At 56.7% G+C, this 11,838-nt stretch carries 9 protein-coding genes; 2 read left to right on the top strand and 7 right to left on the bottom strand.

Translation table 11 applies throughout. The annotated features are described in order from the left end of the window. Nucleotides 1-127 precede the first annotated feature (127 nt). Complete coding sequence (locus ACR0DU_RS03975; RefSeq protein ID WP_319547283.1) at nt 128-703, bottom strand: lipid-binding SYLF domain-containing protein; 576 nt, start codon at nt 701-703, stop codon at nt 128-130. Between the two features lie 143 nt (nt 704-846). Then, nucleotides 847-1,845: a porphobilinogen synthase gene (gene hemB, locus ACR0DU_RS03970; RefSeq protein ID WP_480872586.1), complete on the bottom strand. Its 999-nt coding sequence runs from the start codon at nt 1,843-1,845 to the stop codon at nt 847-849. Between the two features lie 120 nt (nt 1,846-1,965). Here hemB and ACR0DU_RS03965 point away from each other — a divergent pair, with 120 nt between their 5' ends. Then, nucleotides 1,966-2,493, top strand: a complete 528-nt coding sequence (locus ACR0DU_RS03965; RefSeq protein WP_010440333.1) for a hypothetical protein — start codon at nt 1,966-1,968, stop codon at nt 2,491-2,493. An 18-nt stretch (nt 2,494-2,511) separates the two neighbouring features. Next, on the top strand, nt 2,512-5,967 hold the full coding sequence (gene mfd, locus ACR0DU_RS03960; protein WP_480872585.1) for a transcription-repair coupling factor: 3,456 nt from the start codon (nt 2,512-2,514) through the stop codon (nt 5,965-5,967). Here the strand turns inward: mfd and ACR0DU_RS03955 are convergent. The 5 genes from ACR0DU_RS03955 to ACR0DU_RS03935 all read right to left on the bottom strand — a co-directional run bounded on the left by ACR0DU_RS03955 (nt 5,964) and on the right by ACR0DU_RS03935 (nt 11,815). Then, nucleotides 5,964-6,566, bottom strand: a complete 603-nt coding sequence (locus ACR0DU_RS03955; protein ID WP_480872583.1) for an SH3 domain-containing protein — start codon at nt 6,564-6,566, stop codon at nt 5,964-5,966. The two genes, mfd and ACR0DU_RS03955, sit on opposite strands and share 4 nt — an antisense overlap. A 71-nt stretch (nt 6,567-6,637) precedes the next feature. Further along, entirely contained in the window at nt 6,638-8,302 is a 1,665-nt protein-coding gene (locus ACR0DU_RS03950; protein WP_480872581.1) for a hypothetical protein, read from the bottom strand. 57 nt (nt 8,303-8,359) lie between these two features. Then, complete coding sequence (locus ACR0DU_RS03945; protein WP_480454997.1) at nt 8,360-9,568, bottom strand: multidrug effflux MFS transporter; 1,209 nt, start codon at nt 9,566-9,568, stop codon at nt 8,360-8,362. A gap of 73 nt (nt 9,569-9,641) precedes the next feature. Beyond that, nucleotides 9,642-10,301: a DsbA family oxidoreductase gene (locus tag ACR0DU_RS03940; protein WP_480454996.1), complete on the bottom strand. Its 660-nt coding sequence runs from the start codon at nt 10,299-10,301 to the stop codon at nt 9,642-9,644. After that, nucleotides 10,298-11,815 carry a class I adenylate-forming enzyme family protein gene (locus ACR0DU_RS03935; RefSeq protein ID WP_480872578.1) on the bottom strand — a complete coding sequence of 506 codons (1,518 nt, stop codon included), beginning with the start codon at nt 11,813-11,815 and terminating at the stop codon, nt 10,298-10,300. Before ACR0DU_RS03935 ends, ACR0DU_RS03940 begins: the two co-directional genes overlap by 4 nt. Nucleotides 11,816-11,838 lie beyond the last annotated feature (23 nt).

Genomic DNA, 11,838 nt, shown 5'->3' with positions numbered 1-11,838 from the left:
AGGTTACTGGAAGCCCATCCGGACCGAAAGAGGAATGCCACAGGAATATGTGTGAAATCCATAAAATCTAAGAGCCCTGCCACAAGATGTAGCAGGGCTTCTCTGAGGGGGAAGGGGGGCTCGTAAATCAGGGAATGATGCGTGTGTATTTGGTGCCTTCTATGGTTGCACCGAATTTCAGGCCCGCCTGCCCAAAGACCGCTGCCAGCACGGGTTTGCCCAATTGATTGGTATCTGTCGAAAGCGACTCACCGGTTGCGTCAACGACATATCCGATATCGGCTCCTGCGGTCCAACCGCTGGATCGGCGGAAGTCATTCAGCGCGTCCTCGGTCATGAAGAATAGAACATGTGCATATTGTTGTGCGCCGATCTGTAGGCCCGCCGTGCCGGAAATGGCCGAATAGTAATCAACCGTAGCACCCTGAATGCGCAGCGCACCCTGACCATAGGCACCACCGAAGAAGATTAACCCGGCGTCGGTGATCAATGGCATGACCAGCATCCCATTAGCCTTGTTGGCGATATCAACGGTATTAGGGTACCTGCTGTACATTTCGTTTAGCGTCGCATCAACACGGGCATCAAGCGCCACCGCATTGGAATTCCCGACGCCATTGCCGCAGGCGGCTGTTAGCGTCAGTCCGGCCATGCCAAATGCAAAGCCGCGACGGCTTAGTCGGAGGGAGTTTGAGCTGCTCATGTTTCTCTGTCTCTGTGTATGTGCCTGATTTGTCGGGTCTTCCCGATCTTGTTTGCAAGAATACGCCGATTGCGCCCGCCTGTCACGGGAAAGCTGTGCTGCGTGCGCGGCAGATCGGCGAAAAGTCGCGACAATCTGAGGCGTTAGCCGTTCAAAATGCGCGCGGCCTCTGGCGCAAAATACGTCAGAATGCCATCACATCCCGCGCGTTTGAAAGCCAGCAGGCTTTCAAGCATCACCTTTTCGCCGTCGATCCAGCCGTTTTGGGCTGCCGCCTGTATCATCGCGTATTCGCCCGAGACCTGATACGCGTAGGTCGGCGCGCCAAAGCTGTCTTTTGCCCGGCGGCAAATATCCAAGTAGGGCATCCCTGGCTTGATCATGACCATATCTGCGCCCTCGGTCAGGTCGCGTTCGATCAGACGCAGCGCCTCGTTCGAGTTTGCGGGATCCATCTGATAGGTCTTCTTGTCCCCGGTCAGTGCGCCCGAGGCCCCAACAGCATCACGGAACGGGCCGTAAAACGCGCTGGCATATTTGGCGGCGTAGCTGAGGATCATGACGTTGTGATACCCCGCCGCCTCAAGCGCACTACGCATTGCGCCAATTCGTCCATCCATCATGTCTGAAGGGCCGATAATATCAGCACCGGCTTCGGCTTGCGCCAGAGTCATTTTAACCAGCGCTTCGACCGTCTGATCATTCACAATTTCGCCATCCACAACATAGCCGTCATGGCCGTTGATGTTGTAGGGATCCAGCGCTACATCGGTCATTACAGCGATATCTGGTGCCGCTTCTTTGACCGCCCGAATAGCGCGATTGGACAAGTTGTCGGGATTCCACGCTTCGGCACAATCTTCGGATTTCAGCGCCTGATCGGTGTATGGGAAGATACAGATAGCAGGTATTCCGAGCGCCTGTGCCTCGATAGCTGCTTTTGCGATCAAATCAACCGAACGCCGCATGACCCCGGGCATGGAGGGCACGGGCTCTTCGATACCTTCACCATCGCGCACAAAAATCGGCCAGATAAAGTCATCGACGGTCAGGGTGTTCTCGCGCACCAACCCCCGGATCGCCTCGGATTGACGGGCCCGGCGGAACCGCGTCAGTGGATAGGGGGCGATGGTCGGTTTCATGGCGCACTCTCCTTGAACAATCGCGCATTGGGTGGCATGAATTCCCGGTGGTCTCAAGGGTAACAATGGACGCATCCATTCGATGACGGTCCCTGCGGACGTTGAATAAAGGGCAGACGCTTGGACATTTACACTTCGATATTTGAAATCATCGATATGCGAAGCTTTTCGAATCTGTGGTATTGGATCGGATTGGCTGTTCTTTGGTCATCGGCCAGCCATTGGTCGATTGGCGTGCCCCACGATCTGGTGGCACGAGCGCGCCGTTCCGGTGGCCAGTCAGAACAGGATTTGTTGGACATTGCCAGGATCAACACGAATCGCGTGTTGTATATTGTCGAGACTTCTGGTCTTGCGATATTTGCGATCTGTTGTTTCGTGCTGACCGGGTTGGCAACAATGGGTTTCTTTTACGGGCTTGAATTCGCGCAAGCTGTGTTCTTGCTGATGTGCCCGATGTGCTTTGTCATGCTCATCAATATATCGACCGCAAAAAAAATGAGACAACAAGAGCTGACGTTGGAAAACGTTGCCAAGAATCTGGGCCGGTGCCGGGTCTATACTCAGATCATCGGAATGATCTCTATATTGGTCACTTCGTTTTGGGGCATGTATCAGAACTTTACGGCTGGCGTTCTGGGCTGGTGATATCAAAGAGGCAGCATGATGAAGGCTCCGAACCACGTTACAGTCGGCGGTGCTCCTGAAGGGTTTGACGCACAGCTGGTTCTGAATGAGATCGTCCGCTCGGGTGGTCCGGTCTGTCATGTCGCGCGCGATGACAAACGGATGGAGGCGATGCGGGCGGCGCTGGCTTTTTTTGCGCCTCACATGCCGGTGTTCGTTTTTCCGGGCTGGGATTGCCTGCCTTATGATCGTGTGTCGCCCAATGCGGATATCTCTGCTGCGCGCGTGGCGACATTGGCCGCACTAGTACATCAGATGCCAGAGCAGTTTGTGCTGTTAACGACGCTTAATGCAGCGACACAGCGGGTTCCGGCCCGCGCGATTCTACGCGAGGCCGCGTTTACCGCCCGCGTAGATCAGCGCATAGATGAAGAAGCGCTGAGGAACTTTCTGGTGCGCATGGGCTTCACCCAAAGTCCGACTGTCATGGAGCCCGGAGATTATGCGATCCGCGGGGGTATCATTGATATCTTTCCACCGGGCGAAAGTGGCCCTGTTCGGCTGGACCTGTTCGGAGATGTTCTGGATGGCGCGCGCCGGTTTGATCCTGTCTCGCAGCGCACGACAGAAAAGCTTGATGTGGTCGAGCTTGCTCCAGTGTCCGAAGTTATTCTGGACGAATCCGCCATCACCCGATTTCGCCAGAACTACCGCATCGAATTTGGCGCAGCGGGCACGGATGACCCGCTGTATGAGGCCGTCAGCGCTGGCCGTAAACATCAGGGTATCGAACACTGGTTGCCGTTCTTTCATGAAAAGCTTGAGACGCTGTTCGATTACCTGCCGGGCGCAACAATCTCACTTGATGATCAGGTCACACCAGCGCGGTTGGCGCGGTGGGATTCGATTGCTGATCAGTATGAGACGCGAAAGCTGGCGCTGGAAAACCGCTCGCGCATGGATACTGTGTATAAGCCGACGCCTCCTGGGCTGCTTTATCTGGACGATGCTGCATGGGAAAAGGCGGTTGGCGACCGGCGAGTGTTGCAGTTCAGCCCGCTGCCGCAGGCCAGCGGACCGGGTGTGATTGATGCAGGTGGTCGGATCGGGCGAAACTTTGCCCCGGAACGCCAACAGGAGAGCATCAGCCTATTTGGTGCTCTCGCCAGCCACATCTCCGATAAGATGGACAAAGGTCCGGTCCTCATCGCCTCCTATTCAGAAGGCGCGCGCGAACGTCTGACCGGATTGATCGAGGACGAAGGTCTCGCCGAGGCGATCCCAGTGACCGATGGCACGCGAGTTGGGAAGCGCGGGTTGCATCTGGCCGTTTGGGCATTGGAGCATGGGTTTGAAACGCCTGATTTGACGGTGATCGCTGAGCAGGACGTGCTGGGTGACCGTCTGATCCGCCAACCGAAGAAACGCCGCAAGGCCGAGAACTTTCTGACCGAGACCCAATCCCTCAGCCCCGGCGATCTGGTGGTGCATGTAGACCACGGCATTGGTCGCTACATGGGGATGGAGGTCGTCACTGCCGCCGGTGCTGCGCATGAATGCCTGCTACTGGAGTATGCGGAACAGTCAAAGCTCTATCTGCCGGTTGAAAACATTGAGTTGCTGTCGAAATACGGCCATGACGAGGGGCTGCTAGATCGTTTGGGCGGTGGCGCGTGGCAAGCCAAGAAGGCCAAGCTGAAAGAGCGCATTCGCGAGATGGCGGACAAGCTGATCCGCATCGCGGCCGAGCGTGCTTTGCGCAAGGCCCCGGTGATGGACCCGCCACCCCACGCGTGGGAGGAGTTCAGCGCGCGTTTCCCGTATCAGGAGACCGACGATCAGTTGCGTGCCATTTCCGAGGTGATGGAGGACATGCACTCTGGTGCTCCGATGGATCGCTTGATTTGCGGCGACGTTGGTTTCGGCAAGACCGAAGTCGCCATGCGCGCGGCCTTTGTGGCAGCCATGTCGGGCGTGCAAGTCGCCATAGTCGCGCCGACCACGTTGCTGGCACGCCAACACGCAGCGTCCTTCAAGGAACGCTTCCGTGGCTTCCCGCTGGAGGTTCGGCAATTATCGCGCTTTGTGTCGGCAAAGGAGGCGCAACAAACCCGCGACGGGCTGGCACGGGGCACTGTGGATATCGTGATCGGAACACATGCGCTGTTGGCCAAAGGGATACGGTTCAACAATCTGGGTCTGCTGATCATCGATGAGGAACAGCATTTCGGCGTGAGTCACAAAGAACGGTTGAAACAACTGCGCTCGGACGTACACGTCCTGACCCTGACTGCAACGCCGATCCCGCGGACGCTTCAGCTGTCTCTGACCGGAGTGCGCGATCTGTCGATCATTGGTACTCCACCCATCGATCGCCTTGCCATCCGCACCTATGTCAGCGAGTTCGATGCCGTCACAATTCGCGAGGCGCTGCTGCGTGAACATTATCGAGGTGGGCAGAGCTTCTATGTGGTCCCGCGTATTTCGGATCTGCCCGAGATCGAGGAATTCCTCAAAGAACAGCTGCCTGAGCTGACCTATGTGGTCGCCCATGGGCAGATGGCAGCGGGTGAGCTGGATGACAGGATGAACGCCTTCTACGACGGCAGGTACGATGTGTTGCTGGCGACCACGATTGTCGAAAGCGGGTTGGATATTCCGACCGCCAACACGATGGTGGTGCATCGGGCGGACATGTTCGGCCTCGCACAACTCTATCAGATCCGGGGTCGGGTAGGCCGTTCGAAAACCCGCGCTTATGCCTATCTGACCACCAAACCGCGCGCACGCCTGACGGCAACGGCCGAGAAACGCCTGCGGGTTTTGGGCTCATTGGATACGCTGGGGGCTGGATTTACGCTGGCATCACAGGATTTGGATATTCGTGGGGCCGGTAATCTTCTGGGTGAAGAGCAGTCCGGCCAGATGCGCGACGTAGGCTATGAACTCTATCAGTCGATGCTGGAAGAGGCGATTGCCAAGATTAAAGCCGGCGAGATGGAAGGGCTGTCGGATGCCGACGACCAATGGGCCCCGCAGATCAACCTAGGTGTCCCGGTGCTGATCCCCGAGGATTACGTGCCTGATCTTGATGTGCGTCTTGGTCTCTATCGCCGCCTGTCGTCATTGTCGACGAAGGTCGAGCTGGAAGGCTTCGCTGCTGAATTGATCGACCGTTTCGGCACTTTGCCGAAAGAGGTGAATACACTGATGCTGGTCGTACGTATCAAGGCGATGTGTAAACGGGCAGGGATTGCCAAGCTCGACGGTGGACCTAAAGGTGCGACGATCCAGTTCCATAATGACAAGTTCGCTTCCCCTCAGGGGTTGGTCGAGTTCATCCAGAACCAGCGTGGATTGGCCAAGGTCAAGGACAACAAGATCGTTGTCCGGCGCGATTGGAAAAAGGACAGCGACAAGATCAAGGGCGCGTTTGCGATCGCGCGCGATCTGGCCGAAAAGGTGATGGCTGAGAAGAAAAAGGCAAAAGCCTAGTCCCCGGTCACAAAGGTGCAAAGCTGCCAATCGCCCGCTTCGGATTTCACCAAAGCAGCGCGATACCCAACCATCGATGTCAGAAAGTCGCCGTGCATGTAGCCTGTGGTTCCATCCGTCAGTCGAATTTTTTGATAGGTTTCATCGGTTTGATAGTCAGGAACAATAACCACCTCGTGGCTGATCAAACCAACTATCGGGCCACCGCGCGAGGGGGATTGGCGCAGCGTTACCTGTTCAGCGGCCACGAAATATGCTGTGAACGGATCCAGGGAAGCGGGCAGGGCGATTTGCCAATGTGTTGGCATCCAGAACTCACCCTGTTCGTCAAAGTAACCTGGCTGCGATAGCGTTTCGTATAAATCTGTCCAATAGGCATCGCGCAGTTCGTCAGCTTCGTCTCTGAACTCTTCGCTCAGCTGATCGGGCGGCACAGTTAGGTTTATTCGGAATTCGTCCGGTCCGCCATTGCTGCCATGGCTTAGATAAATATCGGGACATGTGGCAGCCACGACGGCCTCGGTATCGCGCGCCTCGATTTTTGCAAGCAGATCGGACCTGAACTTTAGCAGGGTGGGGTCTTGTTCTGCTTGATCCACTGGCGGAAATGTCTGCCGTTGCGCAAATGCGGGACCACACAATACCAAAGCAAGAGCCAATGACAGTGCATTCATTCGGCGGCTCGCATGGCGGCTTGCGCACAAAAACAGGATGCACCAACAGCACTGTCCGCACGCGCGAGCGCCAGATCAAGACGTTGTTGAATCTGTTTGATTTCTATGGCCTCTCCACGCTCTTTCAGGCAATCGCGTAACCCTCGAAGGCTCCAGACATTGTCGGGGTGGATCGAGGCACGACCGAGCGCTCCTGCCAGGCCCAGATCCTCTCGATAGACGGCCTCGGCCTCGGCGACGTGGCCCTGTTCAAATAACAAAGCCCCAAGCGCGTGGCGTGTGGGCTGCATCCAGCCCCATGGTTCGTCATAAGGCAATGTGTCGTCCAACTCGACCGACCGACGCAGATGGGCAAAGGCGATATCGTAGTTGCCCTTGCGATATTCGATTTCTCCGCGCAGCATTTCGGCTGCAATTTCAAGAAGATCGATGACCCGATTGTTGTGCAGCCTGCGTGTTTCGGGCACGCAGGTTTTAGCGGCAAGGAACAGTTGCTCTTCAGCTTCGGCCTGCGCGACCTCATCCGTGGCCGCATGGGCGATGGCACGGGCATAGTGTGTTGTTGCGGTGAGCGTACGATAGAGATCCGGATCGTCGGGAAGATCCAGCGCCTTCGCCTCTTCCCAGCGGCCAAAGCGGATCAGGATATGCGGACCCATGGACATATAACTTTCGAAATAATCCGCCATGGGCGGGCTTTCGATCCGCAGCATCTCCTCGGGTGTGGTGTCCCACAGGCCTTTATTGGCGCGCAGGGCGGGCTCCATCTGACCCAGAAATAATGCACCGTAGATTGCAAAATGGTAATTGTGTTGACGATAGCCGGTGTAGATATTGAACGCGCCTTCGCGCTCATAATACTTCAAATCAGCGACCGAGGCCTGTTCATTCCAATAGACGACGTTGTGATAATGGCCGCACTGCACGTCGATATGCGTCGGCATATGTACCAGATGCCCCGCTTCCGGAACCAGCGTGCGCAGAATATCCCCCGCTTGCAGAGCCTTTTCCGGGGTCGGCGACATCTCCATCAGATGGACATAGAGATGCAACAGGCCGGGATGAGACATCGCATCAGGATCATCAGCCATCGCTTTTTCCAGTGTCTCTTGCGCCTCAAGCGTGGCCGCGCCCTCAGCAGGTTGTCCGGTTTTCAGGTTCCACATCTGCCAGGGCGTAAGGTTCATCAATGCCTCGACATAGATGGTACGCAGATCCAGATTGCCGGGCTGTTCGGAAAATGCTGCGCGCATCGCGTTGGCATAGTCGTAGTCCCAGGTGTGCATATCCTCAATCGGATCCCGCTGTGGGTAACGGGCTGGCAGCGCCCGAATCAGGGCCTGTTCAACCGGTGTGCACATCTCCAGAAGGGCCATAGCTTTTTGTGTAGCGTCATAGGCAATCGCCAGTGATTTGGTCTGTCCCTGATCGTCACGCAGATCCCATGGCAGGTTGTAGTTCGGCCCCGCCGCATAGGCGACGCCCCAATGGGCCATGGCGCAGTCGGGGTCTGCGTCTGCGGCCTTCTGAAAACAGGCAATCGCCTCGTCATGGTTATAGCCATATGTCCAGACCAGTCCGCGATCGAACCACAGCTGCGCCTCAGCCGATGCAGTGGTGACTGCACAGGAATAGGTGCCAAGATCATAATAGTCGCGCATAAGACCCCTCCCAAACAATTGGCAGGAGCTTAACGGGTTTCAGAAGGTCTGCACAGATCAGGCAGGCAGTCGATTTTCGATCCGACCCATATGCAGCATCAAGCCGAAGCCCAGAATGCACATGATCAACACCCCTGTCGTCAAAGGCGTAATCGATCCATCAAATAGCAAGCCCACGGGTGCGGCGATTGCCGCAGCCAGAACCGTCGCGATAGACCCAATGACCGAGGCGGCCATTCCCGCGATATGGCCCATCGGTTCCATCGCGATGGCGTTCAGGTTGCCCATGGTAACGCCCGCCATGAAGAATACGGTAGTTTGCCACGTCACGAACAGCGCGAATGAGGCGTCCGGGGACAATGGCATCGCGTTCAGGACAATTACGCATCCGGTGATAATGATCTGCGCACCAAGGGCCCAGGTCACGATCCGGCGCATGCCGAGGCGAACAACGAGCGCGGCATTCAACAGACTGGCCGAGCCCGAGATCAGCGCCACAAAGCCGAACCAGAACGGAAAGCTTTCGGCTCGGTCATGTATGACGTCAAAAACCGGTTGCACCATTGTCAGCATGGTAAACAGCAATCCCATACACAACGTCTGCACAAGGATTGAAAGTCGCACGGTGGGATGGGTCATCATCTCCTTCACAGCTGCGATCATTAATGGCAGTCGAAAGGGGCGGCGATTTTCAGGAGCCAGAGACTCGGGCAACCGCGTTGCCATCCAAACTACGATGATTGAAGCAAAAAGCATGAAGGATACGAAGATCCCGCGCCATCCAACCAAAGCGATAACACCTGCACCAAGCAGCGGTGCTGCGGCCGGAACCAACGTGAAGATCATCATGGCAATCGAGATGATGCGGGCCATCTCGCGTCCCGCATAGAGGTCCCGAATGATCGCCATCGCCACAACTCGAGGGCCAGCAGCGCCGAGGCCCTGAACAACCCGTGCAGCCAATACCAGCTCGAGCGAAGAACTGGCCCAGGCAACTGCCGACGCCAGGATATATAGGGCGACGCCTCCATAGATAACCGGTTTGCGTCCAACGGCATCCGAAATCGGGCCCGTAAAAAACGTCCCGATGCCCATGCCCAGCACAAAAGATGTCAAAATCAGTTGCGCTTTGTTCATGTCATTGGGGCTAAGCTCTTTACCGATTTCGGGCAGAGCGGGCAGCATTGAGTCGATCGAAAAGGCAATCGTGGCGAACATCATCGCGACCAGCGCAATGAATTCGCCCCGGGACATGCGATTGGTCATGGGGAGCTCCTTCCCAGCAGCGCTATCACGGTGCCGAGGAACGGACTAGATCAGAAATGCACAGGGGTCTGTGCTATTCTGCAGGGGAAGCCTCAATCTGAGACATGATCTCGGATATAACTTTTCCCCATAATTCAGGGGGTTGTGCACCAGGAACGGCGTGTTGGTTCGCCACAATGAAAGTGGGAACCGAATTCACGCCCATCTCGCGAGAATGGCTGTCGCGGGTTCTTATGTCTTCGCGATCGGATTCCGATTGCAGCAATTTCATCACGACTGCCGCGTCCATGCCAACGCTGTCTGCGATATCGGCCAGAACTTCTCGATCTCCGATGTCGCGTGCTTCGACGAAATATGCGTTGAACAGGGCATCGACCACGGCGTTCTGCTTGCCCTCTATACCGGCCCAATGGATCAGTCGGTGTGCGTCCAGCGTATTTGGCGTACGTTTCATGCCCTCGAAATCGATCTTCAGACCAGCGTTCTCGGCGTGCTCGACGACCGGTGCATAGGCGCGAACAGCGCCGTCTTTGCCGCCAAACTTACGCTCCAGATACTCACGCCGGTCCATCCCTGCATCGGGCATATCCGGGTTCAATTGAAAAGGATGCCATTCGATCACGAACGGATGGTTCGGGATTTCGGCAAGCGCCTTGTCTAAATGGGTCTTGCCGATATAGCACCAAGGGCAGATCGGGTCGGACATGATATCAAGCTTAACGGTCTGTGTCATTCGGACGTTGCCTTGAAATAGGCCGGCAGGGCGCGGCGCAGGAGTTTGCCGTTGCCCCCAGTGGGCAGTTCGGACAGATGGACAAAGGCCCGCGGTTGTTTGTAGCGCGCCAGCTTGTCAGACACATAGGCGCGCAACGTCTCCGCGTCTAGTTCCTCGGGTCCGGTGTAGAATGCAACAATGATCGAGCTGTCTTGTTTAACCTCAACCGACGCGGCGCCAACCTGCGTGATACCTGGGTGGTTCGACAAGGCAGCCTCAACTTCGACCGGAGAGACCCGATAGCCGCCTGCGTTCATCATGTCATCATCGCGGCCCATATAAGTTATCTGTCCATCTGCGGCCATCGCACCCTGATCGCCTGTAAGGAACCAGTTTCCAGCGATACGTGCGTCGGCCTCTTCAGGTGCGTTCAGGTAAGTCAACATAAGGCCCGGATCGTCACGATGAATGGCAATCGTGCCTTCTTGTCCCTGCGGGACCGGGCCGTCGGGACCAACAATGGCAACCCGGCGCCCAGGTTGCGGCTGACCCAACGCCTCACCGCGCGCCGGGTGGCTGGGGCTGGACGAAATGAAGGTCGAACATTCCGACATACCATATGCTTCGTATAGTTCTGTTCCGGTGGACCGCACCCACTTGTCGTGCAGGTGACGTGAGAGCTTTTCTCCGGCGCACAGGCCATGGCGCAGATCAGGTAAGTCTAGTCGCTGATTGCCTTGCATGATCTTCCGAAAGACCCCGGGGGCAGCTGCAAAAATCGTGGCGCGTTGTTGGGTCAGCAGGGTGGGCAGATCTCGGATGTTTGTTCCCGGCTCTGGAATCAGTGCCGTTGCGCCGATGGTCCACGGGTCCATCAACCCGGTACCCAGAGTGTAGGTCCAGTTGAATGCTCCGGCGTGGCACAATCGATCCGAAGATTGCAGACCGTACCAGCCATCGACCATCATTTGCCGCGCCCAGATGGCGCGATGCGCGTGGGCGACGGCGCGGGGTTTGCCTGAAGTGCCCGAAGTATAGACAACATAGGCCAATCGCTCGGGGTCACCCATTGCAAACTCCGCCGGCGGCAGCGTTCGCATTCCGACAAGCTCATCCAGCCGTATTTGGTTGGAGTGATCGGCGCAGGCGACCTGCGGATCGCGCAAAACGGCGGCAGGATTCAGATCGTCGATGATCTTGACGGTTTCCACGTCTGTCAGTTGCGATGAGGTTGGAACTGGAACCAGCCCAACGGCGATTGCTCCAAGATATGCGATTGGGAAATCGACTGTATTGCCAAGTCGCATCAAAATGATGTCGCCGGGCTTGAGGCCGCTCTGAAGCAAGCCGGTTCCTGTACCCAGGATCGCCGCTTTCAGCTCTCGGTAGGTCCAGTCGACTGCGCTGTTCTGCCCAAGCACAGATAGGGCGGTTTTTTCCGAATTGCTTTGGGCATGACGCAGGACATGCGCGGCAAGATTGAATGGGCGCGGGCAGGGCGGCGGTGGTCCCTGATCAAAGATCGACAACATGGGAACTGGCTACAGCTGCGCAC

This window comes from Ruegeria sp. G2, from assembly GCF_056533505.1.
Note: the sequence above shows the minus strand (reverse complement) of the source record. Positions and strands in the feature narration are given on the sequence as shown.